Annotated in this window: 24 protein-coding genes; 14 read left to right on the top strand and 10 right to left on the bottom strand. The window is 63.0% G+C overall.

Going from position 1 to position 25,303, the window contains the following annotated elements:
• The first annotated feature begins 41 nt into the window (after positions 1–41).
• The 5 genes from ABX74_RS11140 to ABX74_RS11160 all read left to right on the top strand — a co-directional run bounded on the left by ABX74_RS11140 (position 42) and on the right by ABX74_RS11160 (position 4,732).
• Positions 42–761, top strand: coding sequence for a transglutaminase domain-containing protein (locus ABX74_RS11140; RefSeq protein WP_047888838.1), 720 nt, complete (start codon positions 42–44; stop codon positions 759–761).
• 29 nt (positions 762–790) lie between these two features.
• Positions 791–1,648, top strand: coding sequence for a type I methionyl aminopeptidase (gene map, locus ABX74_RS11145; RefSeq protein ID WP_019748030.1), 858 nt, complete (start codon positions 791–793; stop codon positions 1,646–1,648).
• Between the two features lie 8 nt (positions 1,649–1,656).
• The gene (locus tag ABX74_RS11150) at positions 1,657–3,168 is read left to right on the top strand and encodes a cobyric acid synthase (RefSeq protein WP_047888839.1); all 1,512 of its coding nucleotides are present in this window, start codon (positions 1,657–1,659) and stop codon (positions 3,166–3,168) included.
• 84 nt (positions 3,169–3,252) lie between these two features.
• Positions 3,253–3,822 (top strand): RNA polymerase sigma factor, encoded by a 570-nt coding sequence (locus ABX74_RS11155; RefSeq protein ID WP_021333021.1) that lies wholly within the window; start codon positions 3,253–3,255, stop codon positions 3,820–3,822.
• Between the two features lie 76 nt (positions 3,823–3,898).
• Positions 3,899–4,732 carry a GAF and ANTAR domain-containing protein gene (locus ABX74_RS11160; RefSeq protein ID WP_053062015.1) on the top strand — a complete coding sequence of 278 codons (834 nt, stop codon included), beginning with the start codon at positions 3,899–3,901 and terminating at the stop codon, positions 4,730–4,732.
• Here the strand turns inward: ABX74_RS11160 and ABX74_RS11165 are convergent.
• Together ABX74_RS11165 and ABX74_RS11170 are read right to left on the bottom strand one after the other, a co-directional pair.
• Positions 4,729–5,154 (bottom strand): DUF6069 family protein, encoded by a 426-nt coding sequence (locus ABX74_RS11165; protein WP_020907407.1) that lies wholly within the window; start codon positions 5,152–5,154, stop codon positions 4,729–4,731. The two genes, ABX74_RS11160 and ABX74_RS11165, sit on opposite strands and share 4 nt — an antisense overlap.
• An 88-nt stretch (positions 5,155–5,242) precedes the next feature.
• Positions 5,243–6,112: a PhzF family phenazine biosynthesis protein gene (locus ABX74_RS11170; RefSeq protein WP_223257886.1), complete on the bottom strand. Its 870-nt coding sequence runs from the start codon at positions 6,110–6,112 to the stop codon at positions 5,243–5,245.
• A 121-nt stretch (positions 6,113–6,233) separates the two neighbouring features.
• Here ABX74_RS11170 and ABX74_RS11175 point away from each other — a divergent pair, with 121 nt between their 5' ends.
• Genes ABX74_RS11175 through ABX74_RS11185 form a run of 3 tightly spaced genes read left to right on the top strand, consistent with a single transcriptional unit; the run spans position 6,234 to position 8,165 of the window.
• The gene (locus ABX74_RS11175) at positions 6,234–6,695 is read left to right on the top strand and encodes a PPOX class F420-dependent oxidoreductase (protein WP_030535630.1); all 462 of its coding nucleotides are present in this window, start codon (positions 6,234–6,236) and stop codon (positions 6,693–6,695) included.
• A gap of 46 nt (positions 6,696–6,741) precedes the next feature.
• Complete coding sequence (locus ABX74_RS11180; protein ID WP_047888842.1) at positions 6,742–7,362, top strand: TetR/AcrR family transcriptional regulator; 621 nt, start codon at positions 6,742–6,744, stop codon at positions 7,360–7,362.
• The gene (locus ABX74_RS11185; RefSeq protein ID WP_042450772.1) at positions 7,359–8,165 is read left to right on the top strand and encodes an enoyl-CoA hydratase/isomerase family protein; all 807 of its coding nucleotides are present in this window, start codon (positions 7,359–7,361) and stop codon (positions 8,163–8,165) included. The genes ABX74_RS11180 and ABX74_RS11185 overlap by 4 nt, the downstream gene beginning before the upstream one ends.
• 34 nt (positions 8,166–8,199) lie before the next feature.
• Here ABX74_RS11185 and ABX74_RS11190 read toward each other — a convergent pair whose 3' ends face one another.
• The gene (locus ABX74_RS11190) at positions 8,200–9,231 is read right to left on the bottom strand and encodes a phosphotransferase family protein (RefSeq protein WP_042450770.1); all 1,032 of its coding nucleotides are present in this window, start codon (positions 9,229–9,231) and stop codon (positions 8,200–8,202) included.
• Positions 9,224–10,369: a hypothetical protein gene (locus ABX74_RS11195; protein WP_021343973.1), complete on the bottom strand. Its 1,146-nt coding sequence runs from the start codon at positions 10,367–10,369 to the stop codon at positions 9,224–9,226. Before ABX74_RS11195 ends, ABX74_RS11190 begins: the two co-directional genes overlap by 8 nt.
• Before the next feature lie 27 nt (positions 10,370–10,396).
• On the opposite strand from ABX74_RS11195, the gene ABX74_RS11200 reads away from it, so the two are divergent.
• A complete protein-coding gene (locus tag ABX74_RS11200; protein ID WP_223257887.1) occupies positions 10,397–11,101 on the top strand; it encodes a TetR/AcrR family transcriptional regulator in 705 nt (234 codons plus the stop codon).
• A 26-nt stretch (positions 11,102–11,127) separates the two neighbouring features.
• Here ABX74_RS11200 and ABX74_RS11205 read toward each other — a convergent pair whose 3' ends face one another.
• Genes ABX74_RS11205 through ABX74_RS11220 form a run of 4 tightly spaced genes read right to left on the bottom strand, consistent with a single transcriptional unit; the run spans position 11,128 to position 16,406 of the window.
• The gene (locus ABX74_RS11205; RefSeq protein WP_042450768.1) at positions 11,128–11,739 is read right to left on the bottom strand and encodes a TetR/AcrR family transcriptional regulator; all 612 of its coding nucleotides are present in this window, start codon (positions 11,737–11,739) and stop codon (positions 11,128–11,130) included.
• Positions 11,740–11,767: 28 nt separating this feature from the next.
• The gene (locus ABX74_RS11210) at positions 11,768–12,412 is read right to left on the bottom strand and encodes a DUF305 domain-containing protein (RefSeq protein WP_042450766.1); all 645 of its coding nucleotides are present in this window, start codon (positions 12,410–12,412) and stop codon (positions 11,768–11,770) included.
• Positions 12,409–13,968 (bottom strand): LVIVD repeat-containing protein, encoded by a 1,560-nt coding sequence (locus ABX74_RS11215; RefSeq protein ID WP_047888843.1) that lies wholly within the window; start codon positions 13,966–13,968, stop codon positions 12,409–12,411. The genes ABX74_RS11210 and ABX74_RS11215 overlap by 4 nt, the downstream gene beginning before the upstream one ends.
• Positions 13,965–16,406, bottom strand: a complete 2,442-nt coding sequence (locus ABX74_RS11220; RefSeq protein WP_223257888.1) for a beta-glucosidase family protein — start codon at positions 16,404–16,406, stop codon at positions 13,965–13,967. The genes ABX74_RS11215 and ABX74_RS11220 overlap by 4 nt, the downstream gene beginning before the upstream one ends.
• 224 nt (positions 16,407–16,630) lie before the next feature.
• On the opposite strand from ABX74_RS11220, the gene ABX74_RS11225 reads away from it, so the two are divergent.
• Both ABX74_RS11225 and ABX74_RS11230 read left to right on the top strand, forming a co-directional pair.
• Entirely contained in the window at positions 16,631–17,629 is a 999-nt protein-coding gene (locus ABX74_RS11225) for a hypothetical protein (RefSeq protein WP_143173043.1), read from the top strand.
• Positions 17,630–17,887: 258 nt separating this feature from the next.
• Positions 17,888–18,433 carry an alpha/beta fold hydrolase gene (locus tag ABX74_RS11230; RefSeq protein ID WP_003942671.1) on the top strand — a complete coding sequence of 182 codons (546 nt, stop codon included), beginning with the start codon at positions 17,888–17,890 and terminating at the stop codon, positions 18,431–18,433.
• A gap of 77 nt (positions 18,434–18,510) precedes the next feature.
• Here ABX74_RS11230 and mtr read toward each other — a convergent pair whose 3' ends face one another.
• Both mtr and ABX74_RS11240 read right to left on the bottom strand, forming a co-directional pair.
• Positions 18,511–19,887, bottom strand: coding sequence for a mycothione reductase (gene mtr, locus ABX74_RS11235; protein ID WP_042450758.1), 1,377 nt, complete (start codon positions 19,885–19,887; stop codon positions 18,511–18,513).
• Positions 19,884–20,933, bottom strand: a complete 1,050-nt coding sequence (locus ABX74_RS11240) for an alpha/beta hydrolase (protein WP_003942674.1) — start codon at positions 20,931–20,933, stop codon at positions 19,884–19,886. The genes mtr and ABX74_RS11240 overlap by 4 nt, the downstream gene beginning before the upstream one ends.
• Before the next feature lie 146 nt (positions 20,934–21,079).
• On the opposite strand from ABX74_RS11240, the gene mqo reads away from it, so the two are divergent.
• The 3 genes from mqo (at position 21,080) to ABX74_RS11255 (ending at position 25,295) form a co-directional block, all read left to right on the top strand.
• A complete protein-coding gene (gene mqo, locus ABX74_RS11245; RefSeq protein ID WP_082148488.1) occupies positions 21,080–22,618 on the top strand; it encodes a malate dehydrogenase (quinone) in 1,539 nt (512 codons plus the stop codon).
• Positions 22,619–22,629: 11 nt separating this feature from the next.
• Positions 22,630–23,106, top strand: a complete 477-nt coding sequence (locus ABX74_RS11250; protein ID WP_003942808.1) for a GNAT family N-acetyltransferase — start codon at positions 22,630–22,632, stop codon at positions 23,104–23,106.
• 224 nt (positions 23,107–23,330) lie between these two features.
• The gene (locus ABX74_RS11255) at positions 23,331–25,295 is read left to right on the top strand and encodes a magnesium chelatase subunit D family protein (RefSeq protein ID WP_029538010.1); all 1,965 of its coding nucleotides are present in this window, start codon (positions 23,331–23,333) and stop codon (positions 25,293–25,295) included.
• The last annotated feature ends 8 nt before the right edge of the window (positions 25,296–25,303 follow it).

Genomic DNA, 25,303 nt, shown 5'->3' on the forward strand with positions numbered 1-25,303 from the left:
GTCAGGCTCCACCGATTCCGGTCGCGCACTACGGTCGAGACATGACGTGCGTGCTGCTCGGCGGAATCCGCGAAGGTGACATCCGCCACGATGTGTCCGGTGGCGATATAACCGCGACGCCGATTCTCGACTGGGGCCACGATGACGTGGCTCGCCTCTACGAGGACATTGCAGAAGGTGCGATCCAGTCGGCGCTGGAGTTCCTGGTGTCGGCGCATCGCAGCGTCGCTGCAAATAGTCGGCCGGTGTACGGCCTCGACGACCGGCAACCCGTCTCGGTGACATTGAGCCGAGGACGCGGATCCTGCAGTCAGAGACTGGCTATCGTCGAAGCGTTGGCTCGCCGCCGAGGTATCGCCACCCGAGTTCGCGGTCTCGTACTTCGTGGGGAGTTCTGGTACCCGAGATTTCGGCGTCTACATGCGGTGATTCCGAAGTCAGTGCTGCTGGCGTGGCCGGAATTTCTGGTCGACGGACGCTGGCAGGACATCTCCGAGATCGTTTCACCTGCGGTGGTCTCAGCGCTCGAACCGTTCACGAACACCGGCGAGGAGACACTGTTCGACGCGATCGGACGCGCTCCGATCAGTTGGGGCAAATCAATTTCGTGCGATTGCTTGGACTTCTCCGAATTCGTCGACCGTGATCTGGGCACCTTCGAATCTCGCGACAAGCTCTTCGAGGAATTCGGACAGACGATGTCGACCCCCATCAGAATTCTCGTCGATCCGGTTTTCCGGAACTGGAGTGCATCCGGCTGACGCGCGACGCGAGGTCTAGGCTGTTCTGCATGTCTGTGCGTACCCCATTGGTCCCTGGAACCGTCTCTCCCGTCCTCGCTGTGCCCTCGAAGATCGAGCGGCCCGAGTACGCGTGGAAGCCGACCGCCAAAGAGGGCAACGAGCCCTGGGTTCAGACGCCGGAGACGATCGAGGCGATGCGCATCGCCAGCAAGATCGCTGCCGGCGCGCTGCAGGAAGCCGGCAAGGCTGTCGCTCCCGGTGTCACGACCGACGAGCTCGACCGCATCGCACACGAGTTCATGCTCGACCACGGCGCATACCCGTCGACGTTGGGCTACAAGAGCTTTCCCAAGTCGTGCTGCACGTCTCTCAACGAGGTGATCTGCCACGGAATCCCCGACTCGACCGTGGTCCAGGACGGAGACATCGTCAATATCGACGTCACCGCGTACATCAACGGGGTGCACGGGGACACCAATGCGACGTTCCTCGCCGGTGACGTGTCCGAAGAGAACCGCTTGCTCGTCGAGCGCACACACGAGGCAACGATGCGGGCCATCAAAGCCGTCAAGCCCGGCCGCGCGCTCAACGTGATCGGACGCGTCATCGAGTCCTACGCCCATCGGTTCGGGTACGGCGTCGTCCGGGACTTCACCGGACACGGAATCGGCGAGACCTTCCACAACGGCCTCGTGATCCTGCACTACGACGAGCCCGCGGTCGAGACGATCATCGAACCGGGCATGGTCTTCACGATCGAACCGATGATCAACCTCGGTGGTATCGACTACGAGATCTGGGAGGACGGCTGGACCGTCGTCACCAAGGACCGTAAGTGGACGGCGCAGTTCGAGCACACCTTGGTGGTCACCGAGACCGGTGCAGAGATTCTCACCCTGCCTTGAGTTCGGCGATGCGCGGCGCTCTGCTGGTAGCCGGCACTACTTCCGACGCAGGCAAGAGCGTTCTGGTAGCCGGATTGTGTCGCATGTTGGCGCGTCGAGGCGTCCGAGTGGCGCCGTTCAAGGCACAGAACATGTCGAACAACTCCGTGGTCACGCTGGACGGCGGAGAGATCGGCCGTGCGCAGGCACTTCAGGCGCGGGCATGCGGTCTGGAGCCGAGTGTTCGATTCAATCCCGTGCTGCTCAAGCCGGGGAGTGATCGCACTTCGCAACTGGTCGTTCGGGGCAAGGCGATGACCACGGTGGGTGCTCGCGATTACATGCAGCATCGGCAGTGGCTTCGCGCCGTCGTGGCCGAAGATCTCGAATCGCTTCGATCCGAGTTCGACGTCGTGATCTGTGAAGGCGCCGGTTCACCGGCCGAAATCAACTTGCGCGCAACGGATCTTGCCAACATGGGATTGGCTGAGGCTGCGCAGATTCCGGTCGTCGTCGTCGGTGACATCGATCGCGGCGGCGTCCTGGCCCATCTGTTCGGGACCGTTGCTGTGCTCTCGCCGAGCGACCAGGCATTGATCGCGGGATTTGTGATCAACAAATTCCGCGGTGACGTTGCACTGTTGGAACCCGGACTGGATCAACTGCGCAGCCTCACCGGTCGACCCACTCTCGGAGTGATCCCGTTTGCCGACGATCTTTGGCTCGACGCCGAGGATTCGCTTGGCGTCACCGGCAACGCCCCGGTAGGGCGCCCTGGCCCACCCGTCGGTTCGGCCTGGCTCACCGTTGCTGCGGTTCGGCTCCCCCGCATCTCCAACTCGACGGATGTCGAGGCGCTGGCATGTGAACCGGGCGTGGCAGTTTCGTGGGTGACTGATCCGTCGCGGATCCGCGACGCAGACCTCGTGGTGATCCCCGGTAGTAAGTCCACCGTGAGTGACCTCGAGTGGTTGCGGAGTACCGGCCTGGCTGACGAGATCATCGCCCGAGCGGGCCGCGGGCAGGCGGTGCTGGGAGTCTGCGGCGGATACCAGATGCTGGGTAATTCGATCGTCGACGAGGTCGAATCAGGATCAGGGACCACCGCAGGACTCGGTCTGCTGGACCTCGACATCGAATTCGCTTCGGACAAAGTGCTGGCGCAGGTAACCGGTTCCGCCGACGGTATCTCGGTGTCGGGGTACGAGATTCATCACGGACGCGTCGTGCACAACGGGGACCGTCCATTGCTGGCGGACTCGAGCGGTGTGCCGGAAGGCAGTGTGCGAGGGTCTGTTCGAGGGACACACTGGCATGGTCTCCTGGAAAGTGACGACTTTCGGCGCAGCCTTCTGCGTGAGATCGCGGTTCCCGGTTTTGTTGCTGCACCCGACACCTCGGTTGCCGCGGTGCGAGAACAACAACTCGACCTTCTCGCTGATCTCGTCGAGCAGCACCTCGATCAGGATCTACTCGAGAAACTGATCAACGGTGGGGCGCCGATCGGGCTTCCCGTCATTGCCTCCGCACTCGAAGCCTGAGAGCGCTCCCGCGGGCGTCGACGTGGACGCGGTAGAATAGCCAGGCCTCACTCCCGCGACGGCTCCCTAGTAGGAGTGTGCGCGGTGACAGATCAATTCGACGGCTTGCTTACCGACTTCAGTGACGAGGTGCTGGTCGACTCGGCAATGCTCGGCGATCATGCGGCCTTCGACGTCATCGTTCGCCGATACGGCCCGCACTTGTATCGATTTGCCCGTCGACTCGTCACCAGTGAGAGTGACGTCGACGACATCGTCCAGGAAACCTGCGTTGCCGCCTGGCGCCAACTTCCGGGGTTTCAGCGGCGCTCGAGTATCAAGACCTGGTTGTTCGCGATCTGTTCTCGCAAGATCTCGGATGTCCATCGAAAAGTCGGCTCCTGCGCCGCCGATGTGGACGGACTTCGGGACGAAGTCGATACTCGATTGCGCGATCCGAGCGAGGAAGTATGCGGCACAGCATTTCTCGACGCTCTTGAAGCCGAACTCGATCGTCTACCGCTGCGTCAGCGCGCCGCCTGGGTCTTGCGGGAAGTCGAGGGCATGACGTATCCACAGATCGCAGTTGTCCTGGAACTGAGTCCGGACGCGGTTCGTGGCCAACACACTCGGGCGAGGCGGAATCTGGGTCTCGCGCTCGACCGATGGCGATGACGACTCGGCGGTTTGCCGGGTTCTGTCACCGAACTCACTCTCCTGACGGCCCGGGTAGCTGGAAGAATGCTTCGTCGTGGATACCGCTTTCGACCCCAGAGGCTTCGACCCGAGAACCGAGGATTCGGTGCCGTCGGTAATGCCGGACGATGCGACGGCAACGGGTGCTGACGTCGCCGTCGAGGCTGCGGAAACTCGGCTGACTGCAAGCGCGGTCCGGGAGTTGCTGGCAGCGCTCGGAGGAAGTATCGGCGACGAGGACGAACTCGTGGTTTTGCTCCAGCGCGCCGTCGAAATCGCGAACGACGCCATCGAGGGCGCCGACAGCATCGGCGTCACCATCGATCTGGCCGGGCAGACCTACACCGCCGTTCATACCGATTCGCGGACTTTGCGTGTCGACATCGAGCAATACGACGCCGGCGACGGACCATGTCTGCACGCCGCTCGAACCGGTGAAACCGTTGTCGTCGATGCCGAGACCAGCGCGGAACGCTGGCCGCGGTTCGCGGCGGCGGCGAAGGACGAAGGGATCAAGTCCTTTCTCGCGGCGCCGCTCTTCACACCGGATCAGCGACTGGGTTCGTTCAACCTGTACGGACGCGCCCCAGCGGCATTCGACCGCGTCGACGCGGATGTCATGGAGATTCTCACGACAACGGTCTCACGCGCGATCGGCGACTTCTCTCGTTTCAAGTCCGCCAAGGCGGTGGCTGATGCCTTGCAACGTGCGCTCGAGACCCGGGCGCCGATCGAACAGGCCAAAGGCATGCTGATGGCCATCCATCGGATCGACGCCGACACCGCATTTCACATGCTGCGCAAGCAGTCTCAGACGACGAATACCCGGTTGCGCGACGTGGCAGCCGAGATCGTCGAGACGTATTCGGCGCCGCCTACCGCTGTCTAGTTCGAGGGGGACCGACGTACAGCCTCGAGCGCGACGACGACGCTCGCGGCGACAACCACGTGCATCAGCGCGAGCATGACCGTGCTGGCGGCGTCGAAGTCTGCGGCAATGGTCAGAGCGATGGTGCCGAGCGCCACGACTGCCCCCACGATCTGGGCGATGCGGATGATCGGCTCCCACTTCAGTGAGATCAACATTGCGACCGACAAACCGACCAGCAGTGGCACCACCGTCAATGTGATGACCCCACCAGGCGCGACGCTCGCCGGCTTTCCCTGATCTGTCATCTCGAAGGATCCGCCCAATGCGAGGCCGATCAACCACAGGATCAGATTGACGACGAGAGCAATTATCGTGGCGCCGAGTACGGCGCGTGGCTTGGTGACGTGGAGGTTGTGTGCGGTTGACGCGATTGCAGACATGGTGTTCTCCCGGCTCGATGCGATGGTCTTGTGACGTCGCTCTGGTGAATAGACCCGCCGGCGGGCAGAAACTCATCGCTGAGGTTGACTATTGCCCGTCGACGACGGGCACTGCGGTGCCGGTGACCGAGATACCGCCGTCGACTGGGATGTCGACCTCGAGCACACTGGGACGCCCGACGTGTCGGCCCTGGTGGATGGTGATCCGCCGCGGAGTGGCCGCGGGTTCGAGTTTGCGCAGGTAACCGCCGGTCGACGCCGCTGCGGACCCGGTTGCAGGATCCTCGACGATGTTTCCCACCGGAAACAGATTTCGGGCTTCGAAGGTGTTGTCGTCGAGGGGGTGCAGGATTGTCACCGTGCCGGCCCACCCCTGCGCGTCCATCAGAATTCGCATTGCGGATGGATCGAAGGTGAACTCGTCGAATGTCGACTGATCACGAAGTACGACGATCGGGTGAGTGTTGCCGGCGTACGAAAGCATTGCGGGATACCGCGCGTCGAGCGCAGACGAATCGACGCCGATGAGCCCGAGCAGCGCTGTCAGCACGGCGTGATCGATCGGCGAGACCGACGGTTCGACGCTGGTGAAGGTCGCGGTCGACCTTCCGTCCTCGTCGGTCGCCGTGTCGATGGATACCGGTCCGATCGGTGTTTCGAATGTGAAGGTTCCGTCGCCGTCTCGCTCGGTGAGAGCGATGGCCGTCGCAATAGTGGCATGACCGCAGAACGGTACTTCGGCGATAGGGGAGAAGTACCGGATCCGGCTGTGGCGCGGGTTGCCTCCGAGTTCCGGTTCGATGAGGAACGCCGTCTCGGCATACCCGACTTCGGCTGCAACGGATTGTAATTCGGAGTCGTCGAGTCCACGCGCGTCGAGCAGCACGCCGGCGGGATTACCGCCGGCCGGATCCGAACTGAACGCAGTCAGTCGGAGGATGTCGTGAGAAGTTGCCATGTCGACCATCTTTGTCCGCTGTCGTCCATCGGGGGAAGAGACATCGCGCGATTGCGGTCCGCGATCTTCGAACTGGACTGCCTCCGGAACAAACCGGCCGCACGGCGTCGTTGGTGCAGATATGAGCAATGACACAGACACCGACGACGCGTTGTTCGCACTCGTGGCCGAGGGAAAACAAGGTGTGTTGGCAACCGTCAAGCGTGACGGCCGCCCACAGTTGTCCAACATCATTTACCGCTGGGACGTCGAGTCGAAGACGGCTTCCGTGTCCATCACAGCTGATCGCGCCAAGAGTAAAAATGCGATCCGCGATCCGCGGGTTTCCCTTCACGTCAGCGCGCCCGACTTCTGGAGCTACGCCGTGATCGAAGGACTTGCCGAGGTGACACCCGTCGCGGCCGATCCTCACGACGAAGTGTCTGACGCACTGGTCGAGCTGTACCGGGACATCAGCGGTCAGGAGCATCCCGATTGGGAGGAGTACCGCGAAGCGATGGTGGCAGAGCGTCGACAGATCCTCACGGTGCGCGCTGATCACGTCTACGGAATGACGAGGCTCCCCAAACCGTCCGGTACCTGAACTGCGTTCGTTCAGGTAGGGAGATAACGTTACGAGTTAATATGTAATGGTGAAAACCGAGTCTCCCGCCCGTATCGGACGACCACGCGACCCAGGCAAGGACGAGGCTGTGCTGCTTGCAGCTCGCACACTGCTGGCCGAAGTCGGGTACCAGCAGACGACCATTTCGGCGATTGCCAGGACTGCCGGTGTCAATACGCCGGCCATCTACCGTCGCTGGCCGTCACGGGAAGCCCTGATCGAAGAAGCAGTGCATGGACCGGGCGGACATCCGTTGCCTCGGTCGACCGGTGATTTGCGGGTGGATCTGACGACGTGGGTGCACATCTTCCTGGTTCGCGCTGCCCGACCCGCGGCGCGGGCCGGAGTTCCTGGCCTGCTTGCTGATTCGCGGACGGTGGAGGCGCGACAACGTCTGTTGGCTATCGGTGCACCGGTTCGTGCAGCTTTTCAGGATCTGCTGGACGACGCGGTGAGGCGTGGTGAGATCCCGGCAGGTGCGGATGCGATGTTCTTGTTCGACCTGCTGGCCGGGACGACGACAATGCAGGGGTTGACCCGTGGGCTCGAGGGTCAGGACCGCTTTGTAGATGCCCTCGCACGATCTCTGTACGTCCTGGCTGCGCATCCGGCCGATGCCGTCGGGACGGAAGCGGTGGGGCAATGATCTCGGTTTCGGTGGACGGCGGCGTTGCCGTCGTGACCCTCGACAGGCCTGACAAACGGAATGCCTTCAACAAGCACATGGGTCGAGACTTGGGGCAGGCGTACCGAAAGCTCGACGAAGACGATTCCGTTCGCGTGATCGTGCTGACCGGTGCGCCACCAGCATTCTGCGCGGGTGCAGATCTTGGCGACGGCGCCGGCACCTTCGATTCACCTGACGGCGAGCAGTTTTCGTCATCACCGGTGGAACCGCCGGCGTTCGAGTTGCGAAAGCCGGTCATCGCAGCGGTGAACGGACATGCGATCGGAATCGGCCTCACCATCGCGATGCAGGCCGATATCAGAATCTTTGCAGCTGACGCCAAGTATGCAATTCCGCAGGTTCGCCTCGGTGTGTTGCCGGATGCGATGGCGCATTGGACGGTTCCGCGCGTCGCCGGAATGGCTGTGGCTGCCGACATCCTTTTGACTGGAAGGACGTTCGACGGAGCCGAGGCAATCGCGCTCGGGTTGGGTAGCCGTTGCCTGCCCGCTGACGAAGTGCTTTCGGTGGCGTTGGTGATCGCCCGAGACATTGCGACGAACACTGCACCGATGTCGGTGGCACTCTCGAAGCGACTGCTCTGGCAGAGCCAGAGCAGCAGCTGTCGACCAGAGACGGTGGCGGCCATCGAAACGGACCTGCATCTACGCGTCATGGGGAAGCCGGACGCGGTGGAAGGTGTTCGTGCATTCATGGAACGGCGCACGCCTGTGTGGGTTTCGCGCTTGTCCGCCGAGTGGCAGGAAATCCCGTCGGAATGATTCGGGAGCCTTGCGGAAAATCGCACGCGGACGACTACGCGTCTAGCAGCAACTGTTCGAGACGATGTTTGCAGAACGCGGTGATATCCGTATGTTCGCCGAGTTGGAGATGCGTGGACAGGCGCAGGAGCGGAACAGCGAGCAGAACCGCAGCGAGTACCTCGTTGAACAAAAGGTTCTCGACCCTCCAGCCGGTCAGTTCCTCGTAGCGGGCAATGGTCTCTTCTCGGCTGGGAGTGCCTGGCAAAGGTGTGTGTCCCTCGAATTCGCTACACGCCCAATCGAGAAACAACAGCCAGGCGAGGTCGGCCTCGTGATCGCCGAGGTAGGCCATCTCCCAATCGAGAACCCCGGCGATCGACTGGTCCGGGCCGTAGAGAATGTTCGACATCCGGGCATCGCCCCAGCACAGTGTCACATGTTCGGGTTGGTAGATGTTCTCCCTCAGCCAGGCCAGTGCTTTGTCGAATATCGGCGGTAGGTCCGGCGATGCCCAACGAACGGCCCAGTCGAGGTAGTTTACCGCCTGTTCGACCGGATGGGTGCCGAACTTGGGGTAGGAGAGGAATCCGAGCTCGAGCTTGTCCAGGTCCAAGCGATGAATCTGCGCAATCGTCTCGACGCATCCCCACCACATCTTCGCTCGGCCTGCCTCATCGGCTTCGAAGTAGGTTCCGGCACTGTGATACGACGGAAAGTCGCTGGGCGCCTCGGCATTACCGATGCGGTCCATGACGTAATAGGGGCTGCCGAGTGGGTTGTCGCCGCTGTCGATCCACCGAACGTGGGGGACTGCGAGGTCGGACTTCGCGAGCCTTTGTGTCACGAGGAACTGGCGGCGGAGATCGTAATCGGGGAACAGCGAAACCTCCGGTGGACGCCGGAAAACAAAACCACTCGACTCGCCAGTGGCGCCATCGAGGTCGAACAGGTATGTCTCCGTCGAGAATCCGCGTTCGGTGCGCTTGAAATTGACGATCTTGGCGCCTTGAGTACCCGGAATATGCTCCCGGACAAGTGGTTCAAGGGCGGGTGCGATGTCTTCTGCGGCTGTTCGGTCAGTCATTGTTCGTACCTGTCCGTGTGTTGCTCCAATCGGTGTACCCGTAGCGGGGATTCACGCCCATGAAGACCATTTCCACGAGCCCGTATCCGACTTTGTCTCCCATGCGGACCTCGCACAGCGTCTCGCTGAGCATGCTCACCTGCCGGATTTCATCGAGGTTCGTGATGTCGACGGTGAAGCTGTCGCTGAAGTCCTTGCCGCGGTACATGCCGGAGGCGTACCCCCGGTACTCGTCGTAACCGGCCAGTCCGGGCCAGAAATCGCACACTGGATTCACCTCGATCACGTCGGTGGTCCGGTCCGCTCGGTGCACGGTGAAAGTGCCGGATTCGACCACCCGCATGTCGTCACGGAATTTCAGGTCGTGCTCGACGTCGATGATCGGTAGCGCGTCCTTGCCGGAACCGATCGGGAAGAGCACCTCGCCCTCGAACTGCCAGCGCGCGCCGGTACTGGTTTCGCGCTGCGCGAAATGCACTACCTCGTCGTCGAATTGGAATATCCCCATGTAATAGAGGACTCCGTCCGGAACCTCGGACGGCTGCAGGTTCGCGCCCTCGGACAGACTGCCGCCGCCACCGCCGTGTCGTACGCCCCACGAGTGATCGCGGCCGAACCACCAGTTGTCGGGATCGATGTCGATGCGGGTGCCGTCGATTTCGATCCAACCCGTGATGGTGCCGTTCTGGTAGAAGCGTCGGGCGTCTTCGCGAACGCGGCCGCGCGTGCGATGGAACGCTGCCGTCTGCTCGTACACCGGGAAGTCGCCGTGGAAGTCGAGTTGCAGGCTCAATCCGTGTTCGTTTGCGTCGACCGTGGAACGTACCTGGCGGAGTGGTTCGACGATTTCATAGGTGTACGGCCCCACACTCCACGCTGCCAGTCCTCCGGTCTGAGGGTTCAACTCGGTGGACAGGCGCACCACGCGGGCTTCCTCACCCTTGCGCGTCACCATCGCGTAGGCGTCGAGGACGTTGCGGTTCGGGTATTTGGCCAGTCCCGTCATGATGCTGATCTCGCCCGTTTTGTCGAAGCCGTACATTACGATGCGTTCGGTCCAGCGCAGGTCACTTTGGGAGACGTGGTCGAGTGTCGTCGGGAGTTGATGAATGAGTAGTTCGTCGTGCGGTGTGATCACAGTCGGTCCTTGTGTCGACGGAGTGGGGTGTTCACAATCTATTACGGAGCGCTACGCAACGTAATGGTTTTCGGCGAAACCGGTCGGGTACTGTCCGCAGTTGTGGACGAACGCAAAGATCGACGCATCGGCACCGTCGGAGTCGGGCGCCCTCGAGATCCGCAGGTGGACGACGCCATCCTCACCGCCGCCCGCGAGTTGCTGGCGGAGCAGGGTTACCAGAAGACCACGATCACAGCCATCGCGCGAAGGGCCGAACTGGGCACTGCCGCAATTTATCGGCGCTGGGCGACCAAGGAATCCATCATCGAGGATGCGGTCTTCGGAATGCAGGATGCGGCGCTACCGGTGACCACGTCGAATTTGCGTGACGACATGCAGGCCTGGACGAGATGGTTCCTCGCGAGAGTTGCCGAACCGGCAACGCGCGCAGCGATTCCCGGCCTGCTGTCGGCCTACCATCAAGAAGACGGCGCCTACGAACAACTGGTTCGGAGATCGGAAGACCCGGCCCGGCTTGCGCTCGCCGAGCGCGTGCGTGTCGAATTTCCCGAGCGGTCCGACGCGGAAATCGTGTCGACGGCCGATGTGGCCTTCGACATTCTCGTTGCAACCACCATCGTGCGGGGCCTCACGAGTGGCCTCGCCGACGGTGACGCGTTCTGCGCGCGCACTGCGGACGCATTGGTTCTGCTGGTTACGTCGACGGGAACCGAGATCAGCCGGCAATGAGGGGCTGACCGAGGCGCTTCCTCCGGTCAGGCTGGCGGGGCCTCGGCCTGCGTCATCGCCGTCAACAGCGCAAGAAAGTTCCGGAAGGCCGCGGGCATATCCACCTCGTCCGGCGCCAAGAGCCACTGAATTTGGATACCGTCGATCACCGCGATGAGCAGTGGCGCGGCTTCCTCAGGGGTTAGCCCACCGGCCAATCGGTCACCGAGTTCCGCACGTAGCAACGCGGCCATGCCCTCTCGGACCGACGCGTAACGCTCGGTGAAGAACTCACGCGCCGGGTGTTGCCCGGTCGCACTCTCGGCTGCGAGTGCGGTAAAGGTCTGGACAACTCCGGGCCGTTCGGCATTGAATTCCACGATTTGTTCGAGGTGGGACAGTCGCACGTCCGTCGAGGTCGCGAGGAGGGCCGCCGCATCCCACCGGTCGCGCGCTTCGAGCACTCCGATCAGGAGGTGCTCCTTACTGGGAAAGTGGTGCAGCAGTCCGGGTTGCGTCAGACCGACACGCTCGGCGACGGCAGCGAGTGTGGTGCCTCGGTATCCGCGTTCCGCGATCTCGGCCATCGTCGCGTCGAGGATGGCCTCGCGCCGGGCCTCGGCTTTGACCGCTCGTCCGCCACGTTGTCGCTCAGCCATGAAGTGAGCCTAGCGACGGAGGAGTATCTCATCGCGTCTGGGTGAGGAGCACGGCGATCAGTCCCGCCTCTTGACTCTGAGCCGCCATGATGTCGCGCGCTGCTTGTTTGACCGGCCCGTCGGCCATCAGTTGGTCGGCTGCCTGTGCCATTTCGACGCCGCCGAGGTGGTGGCGATGCATCAACTGGAGGAACATTCCTTCCGCGTCGTGGCCGCGGGCGGATGCGAGACTGTCGAGTTCTGTCCTCGTAGCCATTCCGGGCATGAGCCCCGGCGATGTGTCGGGTCCGGGCGAGTGAGTTAAATGCTGGTGCAGAGCAGCGGAATCCGATGTCATCCACGACATGGGTTGCCGGTTGACCGGTGGCGCCTCGGCGAGGCGAAGCCAGCCGAGAAACATGCCGATCTCCGCCGTTTGAGTATCGCGAATCTGTTGGGCCAGCGCTTCGATGCCGGGTTCGGCACCCGGATCGAGGCGCTGCACGATTTGTATCGCTTGTTGGTGATGGGCCGCCATGTCCTGGATGAAACCGATCTCAGTGGCGTTTAGAACCGGTGGTGAGAGCGGCGGGGTCACCGGTGCGAATACCGGACGCATCGCTGCCCCGATCACCACCAGCAACACGGCAAGCGACGTGAACGCAATCCCGCGCACGGCGGCAAATCGTGTCATGACCCGATGGTCGACTGCTGGTTTGCGGGCGGGCTGTATACGTCGTTGTCGAGACGCAGTGCAAGGAAACCGTTGTCGGAGCAGGTTACCCAGAGTTCGTTGCCACGCCACTGCGGCGGTGAGAAGCACCAATCCGTGGACAGGTCGCCACCGGTGAGCATGCCGGTACGTGGCGTCAGAGCTTGGGCGGGATCGAACTGTCCGCTCTGGGTTGCCTGCAACACGGAAGGCACGGCGAGTATCGGGAACCCGAGAATCGACGCCAACGCGTGCGGCGAGTTCCAGCGTTCGAGGTTGCGACCCGTCATCGCGGGCGGATTGAAGTAGGCAATCTCCCGGGCGGCGAACGGATCCCGTACGTCGAAAACCCGGATGCCCGAGGATTCCCAACCGCATGCCAGAGCCGTCGGATTCTCAGGGCGATCCGCGGTGCAGTAGTGCGCGTCGTAGGCGAACGCTGATCCGCCTGAGGCCGAAGCGATCTGGCTGTCGATATTTTCTGGGAGGTTGATCTCGAGTTTGATGCCACCGACGATCCGAGGGGCCGCGTCATCTGCGACGTCGATCAGTTTCACTCCGCCGGAACCGGCTTCGTCGACGGTGAACAGGTAGGGGTGGCCGTCGTAGGTCACCGGGATGCTGTGCTGCGTGGCCAATCCGTCAGTCCACGTCATCTGGGCAAGGACGGGCACCTGGGGGTTCGCGTCCCGACGCTGCACCGCGCTCGTGTCCAGGACTCTGAGTCCTCCGGCATTGTCCGACAGGTACATTCGGTTGCCCACAGGGCTGATGCCGAAGCCGTGGGATGACGGACCGGACATGCCCTGCCAGATCACGCGCGGGTTGGTGGGATCGTCTAGGTCGACCGCGCTGACCAGGCCCGGGGCTACACCGGACGACCAGTAGGTGCGGCCGTCGGGGGAGAAACCGCCCTCGTGGGATGTTATGGGCAGCGGCATCTGCAGGTTGGTGCCGGCTCCAGGATTGAGAAGCCGCGGATGTGCGCAGTCGGAGATGTCGTACACGGAGAGCAATCCCGACCCGGTCAGTGCCGGCACCCCGGTGCCTACCAGCAGTTTCCGGCCTGGATGGACCTTGAGACTTTCCCAGGTACCGGCGAGCATCGCGGGTTCGGTGAGGTTGACGGTGGGAACCGGGTTTGCCGGGTCCGAGACGTCGAGGACTTGCACGCCTGGTGCCGGCCCGAGGAGGTTGCCGGGGAAGATGGTGCCGAGATATGCGCAGTGGTCGAACCCGGCCGAGATGATGCCGGCGCCGCGGCCGGCGAACCCACCCGTCAACGAGAGGTTGCAGCTGTAGCCCTCCGTACTACGTCCGCTGTTCCGGTCGGTCGCAGGGACGTCGCCCTGGATGCCGGTCTCAGGACGCGATCCCGGTCCGCAATCGGCCGACGCAGCGACGCTACGGCTGACCTCGTGCGACTCGATGACTACACCTGAGGTGTCTGTTCGAGGTTCAGCGGAACTGACCACAGGCCAGAGCACTGCCAAGGCGACCGCTCCGGCGATGACACGAAAGGTACTCGAAGACTTCAATTTTGCGCCTCGATGCGTAGGGCGAGCCTGCAGTCGGCCGACGAGGCGCCGACGTGAACATCGTAGGATCCGGGTCGGTAGCACCAGTTACCGCTCTGCTCGTCCCAGATCTCGAATGCACGACGCGGCAGAGTGATTGTTGCCGTTACAGTTTCACCGACGTCTGCCGAGACGCTCGCGAAGCCGGCAAGTGCGCGACTCGGCCGGGACGGGTCGACGCCGACGGCAGCAAGGTACACCTGAACGACCTCGCGTCCTTGTCGCGACCCGATGTTGCGGATGCGAACAGTGACAGTCTCGCCGTCCCGTTCAACACTCTCGTAGTCCCACGTGGTGTAGCCGAGGCCATGCCCGAACGCGAATGCGGGTGCGATGTCACTTCGGTCCCAGGCGCGATAACCTATGAACAGGTCCTCGGAATAGGTGAGCTTGCCGTCGACAGGAGTCACGCCCGTGACGGGGCAATCCGAAAGTGTTGCGGGCCAAGTGGTCGGCAGTCGGCCGCCGGGTTCGGTCAGCCCGACCAGGACATCGGCCAGTGCGGCGCCAGCTTCCTGGCCGGGGAACCAACTCAGCAGTACCGCCGCGACGTCGCATCGCCAAGGCATCTCCACCGGTGAACCCGAGTTCACGACAACGACAGTTCGTGCGTTCGCGGTCGCCACGCGTGAGACCAGTTCGTCCTGGCGCCCCGGCAGATTCAGTGTGCTGCGGTCGAAACCCTCCGATTCGACCTGGTCGGTGGTCGCAACGACTACGACGGCTACGTCCGCCGCCTTCGCGGCCGCGACTGCCTCGGCTATCAGCTCTTCCGGATCTCGTTGCGGCCCCTGGTGTCCCAGACTGAAGCTGAGGATGTCGATCGGTGAGTCCTCCATCTTCGTCGGAGTGTGCTGCAGGACTATTTCGATGGATTCTCCGGCGGTCAGTTCGACTGAGCCGCGGTCCTTCGGGGCGCCGAAGAACAACTCGAAGGGATCGAAGCTTTCCAACGGCTGGTCGCCGTCGAACAGAGTGTCACCGCCGACAGTCAAGGTGAACGCGCCGAGACCCTTGGTGCCGAATCGATGCGCGCCACTCTCGCTCGGTGTGAATGTGCCGAGGAGTTCGATGGTGTGCAGCGCCTGAAAGTCGATACCTTCCGGGAGGATTCCCATCCAGGTGATCATCCCGTTGGGCAGGTCGATTTCTCGAAGCAGCGTTCCGTCGGCGTCGTAGCACCGGGCGCGTAGCTCGAATCCTCGGTCGGCAGCACCCATCTGGTCGGTCAACGCCGCGCCGATGCTGTAGGTGAGCGCGCCCTCGGGTAGCGCTGCCGTCAGTCCGTCGAGAGGGGACACGACCGACTCGGGGAAGACCATGGCGGAACCGCCGCCGAGGACGCGGGCATCGCGGGCGGCCAGTCCGATCAGTGCCACGGTGGTAGTGCTCGGATCGATCGGCAGGATCGCCTCACCGCCGATGGGAGCATTGCGGGTCAGTACAAAGGAACGACCGGCGATCTCGTGCGCAAGTGCGCGCCCGTCCACCGGTGCGGGAAATTCGGTCACGGCAGGATCTGCGTCGTCGAGAAGTCCCGCGCGCGCCGCGAGCAGCAGAACACGACGCACTGCGTCGTCGACTACCGACTCGTCGACCTCCTCGTTTCTGACCGCCTCGGCCAGAAGCTCTCCGTAGACGGAGCGCGGGCCGGGCATCGCGATGTCGAGGCCACCTAGAATGGCGCCCAGGGTCGAGCGAGTTCCCATCCAGTCGGAGACCACACAACCGTCAAATCCCCACTCGCCGCGCAGCACTCCGTTGAGAAGTTCGTTGTGCTCGCTCATGGTGGTGCCGTTGACGCTGTTGTATGCGGACATAATTGCCCAGGGGCAGGAGTTCTTGACGATGTCCTCGAAGGGCGCGAGGTAGATCTCCCGGAGCGCGTTCTGGGAAACGATGTTGTCGACGGACATACGGTCGGTCTCGGCGTCATTGGCAACAAAATGCTTGACGGTGGCGCCGACGCCACCGGACTGCACCCCGCGGACATAACCGGAACCGATTGCGCCGGTGAGCAAAGGGTCCTCGGAATAGGCCTCGAAGTGCCGACCACCGACGGGCGTGCGGTGCATGTTCACGGTGGGTGCGAGCAGCAGGTGCACGCCCTTGCGCCGGGCTTCCTGCGCAAGCAGTGCGCCGGCGCGCTCGATGAGGTCAGGATCCCACGTCGCGGCCATGGCGGTGGGCGAAGGCAGCAGAATCGATGGATCGTCCGGCCCCCAGAACACTCCGCGTACACCCACTGGCCCGTCTGACATCACCAGTGAACCGAGCCCGATATCAGGGAGGGCCGGCAGAGTCCACATGTCCTGACCTTGGAGCAACTTCGCCTTTGCATCCAGATCGAGCTTTGCGAGCGCTGATTCGACCGCCTCGAGTGTTGATTCCTCGTGCACTGTGTACTCCTTCACCATGGGGCGCATGTCGGGTGAACCGTCCGATGGGTGGTGATGGTGCCATCGCGCCTTTCAGATGGTAGGTAATGTTACTAAAATGTTATATTGTTAGAGTTTGTAGGAAACGTTTCACGAAGACGTCTATGCGGCAGGGCAATTCGACATCATAACAGTTAGGTAACAAAACCTAATCTATATTAGGTTCCCTGGTTAAGGTGCACCTCATGAAAAGTCTGATGGGCAAAGGTGTCGTGCTCCTCGCAGCGGCAACGATGATCGTGCTGGGATCGGGCGCGACAGCGCAGGCGGGTGGAACGAGCGAGCCCGTCGAGACCGGCGTAACCGTCGACGCCACGTACTCCGAGCGCGGGCCGTGGGAGGTGACCAGTCAGCAGGGGTTCGGTTGCTGCGATTCCGCCGGAAACAAGTTCGACGTCTGGTACCCGACCGATCTCGGTACAAACGGGGACCGTCATCCGATCATCACGTGGGGTGACGGAACGTGGGCGCATCCATCGCAATACGACTATCTGCTTTCTCACCTGGCGTCGTGGGGCTTCGTGGTGATCGCGGCCGACAACACCAATACGGGCTCAGGCCAGGAAATGCTGCAGGCCGTGGACTTCCTCCGACTACAGAACAGTGATCCGTCGAGCATCTTCTACCAGAGTTTGGACACCGGCAATGTCGGCGCGATGGGGCACTCCCAGGGAGCGGTCGGCGCCCTCAATGCGGCCATCAGTCCCGGTGACGACCTGAAGACCGCTGTCCCCATCGAGCTTCCGGGTCAATACATGTGCAGCCTGCCCAAGCCGGATCCGGCGATGAACATCTGCACCGACCCGCGGGCGCTGACAACGGGTTCCGTTCTGTATGTGAACGGCTCCAACAGCCCGATTTCGCAGTCGACTCAGCCGTTGCCCTGGGACCTGATCGGAGCCCAATCCGCGGAAGGCTATTTCGGGGCCACGCCGGACTCCGTGCAGAAGGTGCGCGCGACGTTGAACGGTCCCAACCACAACGACATTCAGGGGCAACCTGGCTGCCCGGCAAACGATCCGGGTTGCGTCGACGGTGTGCGAGGGTTCCTGGGTGTTCTCACGGCATGGAACATGGACAAACTCCGCGGCGATGAGCATGCGCACAGTGCCTTCGTTTCCGGTTCCGGTGAGCTGTTCGGACTCCCGGGGTGGAGTAACCAGGCGAGCAACATCACGAGCTGAGGTAATGCACGGCGGGTGCCTGTGCCTGTGCCCGTGCCTGTACCGAGGCCTGAGCCCGACCGCCCGACCTCCAACCCCGCAACCCGAGCGAACGGTACATCGGTCGCCTCAGATGCGCCGAAAGCCACTTTCGCTCGGAAGGGAGGGGGCCAAGAGCGAACAAATCGGACTCGCCGGCGGTGGTGAGAATGTATGAGTGGTCATACTTCTGTCGACTCCAGGGTCCTCCACTGTGTGGATCGCGTACCGTTTCCAGACATGGAATTGACTCGAGTAGCGGTGGGCAGTGGTTCGTGCACCGTTCGGATCGACGGGCCGGTCAGCAAGCATGCGGTACTCCTGCTTCCCGGCAAGGGCGACCCCGTCGACTTGTACGACGATGTGTGTGAGCGACTGCATCATTCGGACCTGCGGACCGTCGCGGTGGAATCGATCGAGAATCTCGACGAGACCTCGGCAGTGGTACTGCTGGACGAGTTGAACATCGCCTGGGTGAATCTGGTCGGTCACCGGGAGGGCGCCGATCTCGCGTGGCTGTTGGCTGCACGTCAGTTCGGCCGCTTCGCGAGTTTGATCGCCGTGGACCGTGGACATCCGTCGGCCAGCGATATTGCCGGCGTTCCGCCGGTCGAGGTTCCGACCACCGTAGTCGTGGGCAGTGGAGGTCGGGCCATCGCCGACGCCAGCGGTCGTTTCGTGTACTCCGACTTCCGCGTGACGGAACTTCCGGGTGTCGACGACGTCGTCAAGTCGGCACCGGCCGAACTCGCAACCGAGATCGTGCTGCGTACCAGCCCCTGGTGAAACTCTGACCTACGAAAAGGCGGGCATTCCCATTGCGAGGAGTGCCCGCCTTTTCGGCGTCGTTGGGGCGGCGGGGCTCAGATGTCGAGGCCGAGCAACGCGTTCTCGACCACTTCGGCCAGGGCCGGGTGGATCCAGTACTGGCCACGCGCCATGTCCTGAGCCGACAAACCGAAGCTCATCGCCTGAATGAGCGGCTGGATGACGGTCGGAGCCTGAGTGCCCATGACGTGGGCACCGAGGATGCGTCCGGTGCCGCGCTCGGCGATCACCTTGCAGATGCCCTCCTGATCCTCCATCGCCCAGCCGTACGCTACGTCGCCGTAAGCCTGCACCTTGACCGTGATGTCGAGTCCGGCGTCGCGAGCCTGCTTCTCCGTCATTCCGACGTCGGCGATCTGCGGGTCGGTGAACACGGCTGCCGGCACGAAGCGGTGATCGGTGCTGCGAAGCCCGGACGTGTCCTTCCACGCGTCCTGGAGCAGGTTGTGTTGAACAACGCGCGCTTCATGGTTGGCGACGTGCTTGAGCTGGTACGGCGAGGAGACGTCACCGAGTGCGAAGACGCCCTCGGCGGTGGTGCGTTGGTATTCGTCGACCACGATCGAGCCCTTGTCGTCGAGTTCGACGCCGGCCTTGTCGAGACCGAGTAGGTCACCGTTCGGCTGACGACCGACCGCGACGAGGAGAACGTCACCGGAAACGACTGTGCCGTTTGCCAGTTCGACGGCGATGTTGTCGCCGTCGCCGCCTACCGACGTGAGGGGGGAGCCCAGATGGACGTCCCACTTCTGTTCGGCCAACTCGGTGAAGCGCTCGGAGATCTCGTCGTCGAGGTGCCGCAGCAGTCGCTGGCTGCGACCGATGATCGACACGCGAGAACCCAACGCGGAGAACACGTGTGCGAACTCGGTGGCGATGAATCCAGAGCCGACGATCACGAGGTGCTCGGGAAGTTCGGGCAGTCGCATGATGTCTTCGTTGGTGTAGTACTTCACACCACTCGACGCGATCTCGTTCGGGATGATCGGACGCGAACCGGCTGCGATGACCACCTGGTCAGCGGTGATCGTCTCGCCGGTTCCGGTGTCGATCGTCTTGTCGCCGGTGAACGTGGCGTGGCCGCGGTAGACGGTGGTGTTGGGACTGTCTTCGCTGCGGTACCGCTCACCACCTGCAGAAATGGGATCGATGCGGCCGAAGACGCGCTTGACGATGTCGGACCAACGAACGCCGTCGAGCGTGGCGTCGACGCCGTACTTCTCGGCAGTGGTGACGGTGCGTGCCACCTCGGCGGCGTAGACGAACATCTTGGTCGGGATACACCCGACATTGAGGCACGTTCCGCCGAAGGTGCCCTCTTCGAGGATTGCGATCTTCTTGCCGTCGAACCGCTCGTCGGGCAGCGAGTTTCCGGATCCGCTGCCGATGATTGCAAGGTCGTAGTGCGTCACTGCGCGATCTCCTGTGTGTTGCTTGCTGTGCTTGCCGAACTTTCTGCGGCCGGGGTGAGGTGGCCGTCGAGCCACTCCAACCACAGGTCGAGTTCGGAAAAGGCTGTGGCCAAGGGCTTCTCGGTCGAAAGGAACACGTCGTGACGGGCGCCGTCGATCGGGACGATGGTGGTGCGATCGCCGAGGCAACCGGCCCAACGTGCGATCTGCTTGACGTCGAGCACGGAATCGGCGAGGTCGACGCTCGGGTTGTACGCCTTCGCGAACTGCGACTTCTTCGAGCGCAGAATCAGCGCGGGCACTCCGATGTCTAGGCCGCGGTGAAGTTTTGCGTGACCCGCTCGGACGGCCCGCATCCAGCCGAAGGTAACGGGGCAGCCGGCCAGTGGCTTCCAGTCGAGGTTGTAATCCCAGACGCCGTTGGCCGAAACATGAAGACTGGAACCGTAAGTCGGTAATCCAGTTCCCGGGATCACCGTCTTCGCCGATACCCGTCCGAGCGCATCGATCGCCGTAGTACCGACGTTGCGCACCACTGAGGGACCCTGAAGGTCGAACCAGGGGCTGTTGAGTACCAGCCCGCAGATTCCGGCGCCGTCGCTGCCACCGGGCTTGCGCTGCAAACGGTTCAGCCAGAGCGGAACGATCAGACCGCCGGTGGAGTGCGCCATGAGCAGCACCTCGCTGCCCTCGGTCTCGCTGCGGACGATGCGCAGCGCTTCGTTCAGTTCGGCGTCGTAGAGCGCAAGGTCGGAGACGTAATGAGCTGTGTGCCCCGGTTTGAGGGAGCGGCCGCACTTACGCAGGTCGAGTGCGAAGAAGGCGTAACCCTGCTCGGCAAAGTGCTCGGCGAGGTGCTTCTGGAAGAAGTAATCGGTGAAGCCGTGCACGTACAAAACGGCACGGTGTGTCTTCACCGCCTCCTTCTGCGGTTGGTAGCGGACCAGTGTTGCGTCCACCTCGCCTTCGCCGTCCGGATCCGTTCCGAGCGGGATCGTCAGCTGCTGATATCCGTCACCGAGGACGTCTGGAACCCAAGTAGTCACAAATCACAATCTAATCGTCGTTTCGAGTGCGCGTTGTAGAGCACAATTGGGGGTGGTGAACCGCGCGTGTACGCACGGGTAACCTATTCGGCGTAACACAGCAGGCGGATGCGCGCACGGCTAATGACAAGGAAGTCGATTCTCCAGTGTCGAATCAGAACGCGGTAGAGACGAAGACGGATGTAGTGCTCGTGGGCGCAGGCATCATGAGCGCCACGCTGGGTGCATTGCTGCGCCAGCTGCAGCCCGATTGGTCGATCTCGACCTTCGAGCGGCTCGATGCCGTCGCAGCCGAGAGCAGCGACCCCTGGAACAACGCGGGAACCGGTCACTCAGCCCTGTGTGAGCTCAATTACACACCTGAGAACTCGGACGGCACGGTCGACATCAAGAAGGCCGTCAACGTCAACGAGCAGTTCCAGGTGTCACGCCAGTTCTGGGCACACGCGGTAGAGCAGGGCGTCCTGACACAGCCCAAGGAATTCATCAACCCCATCGCGCACGTGAGCTTCGTTCACGGTGAGGCCAACGCCAAGTACCTCCGTGCTCGTTACGACGCACTTGCCGGCCACACGCTCTTCCGCGGTATGGAGTACATCGACGATCCGGCCGAGTTCAGCAAGCGTTTGCCGCTCATGGCCAAGGGACGCGACTTCTCCGATCCCATCGCCCTGAACTGGAGCCAGGACGGCACCGACGTCGATTTCGGAGCGCTCACCAAGCAGCTCATCGGCTACATCGGCAAGACCGGCGGCAAGATGTACTTCGGCCACGAGGTCACCAACCTGACCCAGAACTCGGACAAGTCCTGGACCGTCAAGGTCACCAACCGTCGCACCGGTGAAAAGCGCACCGTTCGCTCGCGCTTCGTGTTCGTCGGTGCCGGTGGCGGCGCCCTGCACCTGCTGCAGAAGTCGGGCATCAAGGAAGCCAAGGGCTTCGGTGGCTTCCCGGTCAGCGGTGCCTTCCTGCGATGCACCAACCCCGAACTCATCGACCAGCACAGCGCCAAGGTCTACGGCAAGGCTGCCGTCGGCGCCCCGCCCATGTCGGTGCCTCACCTGGACACCCGTGTCATCGGCAACAAGCCGGGTCTGCTGTTCGGCCCATACGCCGGATGGTCGCCGAAGTTCCTCAAGCAGGGTCGCGTCACGGACCTGCCCGGCTCGGTCAAGCCGAACAACATCCTCTCGATGCTCGGCGTCGGCGTCAGCGAGCTCGGCCTGGTCAAGTACCTGGTCAGCGAACTCGCCAAGAACGAAGCCGGTCGCATCTGGGATCTGCGTGAATTCGCGCCCAAGGCGCAGGCTCAGGACTGGGAGCTCATCACCGCGGGCCAGCGCGTCCAGGTGATCCGCCGTGCCAAGGGCAAGGGCGGCGTCCTCGAATTCGGTACCGCTGTGGTCGCCGCTGAGGACGGCTCCATCGCCGGCCTGCTCGGCGCCTCGCCCGGTGCGTCCACGGCCGTCCCGGCGATGCTGGACGTCCTCGAGCGCTGCTTCCCGACCGAGTTCCAGGGTTGGAAGGGCAAGCTTCGTGAGATGGTTCCGTCCATCGGCGTCAAACTCACTGACAACGAAGGCCTGTTCAACCAGGTCTGGGATTGGTCCTCGAAGGTTCTCGAGCTCGATTCCGCTGGTGCTTCCGAATCGGCTCCGGTCGCGGATACCGTCGCGACTGTGTGATAGTCCAACCCATGACGGCAACAGCAGCTTTGAAGCGTTCATGGGCACTCGACCTCGACAACAAGACGTTCTACGAGTTGTTGAAGCTTCGAGTGGAGGTCTTTGTCGTCGAGCAGGCCTGCCCGTATCCCGAGTTGGACGGGCGGGACCTGCTGACGGAAACACGCCACTTCTGGCTCGAGCAGGACGGCCAGGTGGTGTGCACACTCCGTCTGCTCGAAGAGCACGACGACGGAAACAAGAGCTTCCGAATCGGACGCCTCTGCACGTCGCGTCAGGCTCGCGGCCAGGGCCACACGACCCGCCTCCTGCAGGCCGCACTTGCCGAGGTCGGCGAAGCGCCGTGTCGGATCAACGCCCAGACCTACCTGGTCGAGATGTACGCCAAGCACGGATTCAAGGCTGACGGCGAAGAGTTCATCGAAGACGGCATCCCGCACACCCCGATGCGCCGTGGCGGGGGAGAGCCTTTCGTGGCTGTCAGCTAGTTTGTCGGAGATTTGACCCTGGTCGGCTCGTGGAAAAGCGAGCCGACTAGGGTTTTTTCGATACCGAATGTTCGCGGGGAAGTCCTGTTCGATCCAGGCGCGGTCCCGCCACTGTGAAAGATCTCTCCTCTACCGACTGACCGGGAGATCTCAGCCAGGTTGCCGCGACATTCGAGTGCAGCCAAATTCTCGGCGAGGAAACCGAGAGGTGGAGGGATATCGACGTGCGAAGTGAAGAAGATCGACCAGTGGCGGGCTTCCCGTTCAGTGCTGTGGTCGGCCAGGATCAATTGCGGTTGGCGCTGATTCTGTGTGCTGTGCATCCGGGGATCGGTGGAGTCCTGGTCCGCGGTGAGAAGGGAACTGCCAAGTCGACGGTCGTGCGCGCGCTGACTGCGCTGCTGCCCGCGGTCGACGACGCCGGAACGACACGACCGGCCCGCTTGGTGGAACTGCCCGTCGGCGCCACCGAGGACCGAGTGATCGGGTCCATCGACCTCGAGAAGGTTCTCCGCGACGGTGAGCGCGCTTTCCAACCTGGACTGCTCGCCGCCGCTCACCAGGGAGTTCTGTACGTCGACGAGGTGAATCTGCTTCACGACCACCTGGTCGACGTGCTTCTCGACGCCGCGGCGATGGGTCGCGTTCACATCGAGCGTGACGGAATCTCCCATTCGCACCCGGCTAAATTCGTACTCGTCGGCACGATGAATCCCGAAGAGGGAGAACTGCGTCCGCAGCTGTTGGACCGTTTCGGACTGGCGGTCGATGTCGCAGCTTCCCGCGACGTCGACGTACGCATGGAAGTGGTGCGTCGCCGGCTCGACTACGAGCGCGACCCCGAGGCGTTTGTCGCTCGGTACGAATCCGCCGATGAGGAGCTCGCGGCCGAAATCCTCACGGCGCGTGAGAAACTGGACTCGGTCGAGCTGAGCAACCGCGAGCTGCGTCGTATCGCCTCACTGTGTGCGTCGTTCGACGTCGACGGTATGCGCGCGGACTTGGTGCTGGCGCGCACCGCGACCGCCCACGCTGCCTGGCGAGGCGACAGTGAGGTCACTGCGGAGGACGTGCGAGTGGCTGCGGAACTGACGCTGCCGCATCGCCGCCGCCGCGATCCGTTCGACGAGCCCGGCTTGGATCAGCAGCAGTTGGACGATGCACTCGAGCAGGCCGATCAGGACGCCCAGTCGCAGGTCGAGGACGACGCGCGCGACGGAGAGCCCGAACCTCCCGAGAATCCCGAAGACCGTGGCCCTGACGAAGACCGTGGCCCGGAAGATGGTGGCCCGGAAGATGGTGGCCCCGAAGACGAGGGTCCGGACGACGACGGCCCGGAAGACCCTGACGGACCTGGTGGGGGAGTACGCGCCACCGATCGACCTTCGGCACCACCGGCCGGCGAGTTCAAGGCCAAGCTCCTCGAAGTTCCGGGAGTCGGTGAAGGTGCACCGGGACGCCGCTCGCGGTCCATGTCGTCCCGCGGACGGGTCGTGCGGTCCACCCGGGAGCGTGGTCACGGGTTGCATCTGACGAGCACGGTCTTCGCCGCAGCCGAGTCCCAAGTTGCGCGCGGTCGTACCGCAGGACGCTTACGCCTGGCACCTGCCGATCTGCGTGGCGCGATTCGTGAAGGGCGAGAAGGCAATCTGATCGTCTTCGTTGTGGACGCCTCGGGGTCGATGGCGGCGCGCGATCGGCTCTCAGCGGTCACCGGTGCGGTTGTGTCGCTGCTGCGCGACGCTTATCAGCGCCGCGACAAGGTCGCCGTCATCACGGTCCGTGGTCGCGAGGCCGAGCTCGTACTGCCGCCGACGTCGTCGGTGGACATCGCTGTTCGTCGTCTGCAGTCCATGCGTACCGGCGGCAAATCGCCACTCGCAGAGGGATTCCTGCGTGCCCGTGAGGTGGTTCTGCGTGAGCGCCTTCGTGATCCGCAGCGTCGAGCCCTCGTCGTCACGCTCACGGACGGCCGGGCTACCGGTGGCAAGGATGCGCTGCATCGCGCCCGCGTCGCCGCGCACCTTCTTGCCGACGCATCCGTCGCGTCCATCGTCGTCGATTGCGAGACCGGCCTCGTGCGTCTGGGGTTGGCGGCCGAGTTGGCCCGAGAACTACGTGGCGGATACGTCCGCCTCGCCGAATTGTCAGCGCAGCAGGTCGCGGGTGTCGTCCGCGCCGCAGCCTAGATCCCAGC

The organism is Rhodococcus sp. ARP2 (assembly GCF_001029585.1).
GTDB classification, from domain to species: domain Bacteria; phylum Actinomycetota; class Actinomycetes; order Mycobacteriales; family Mycobacteriaceae; genus Rhodococcus_F; species Rhodococcus_F erythropolis.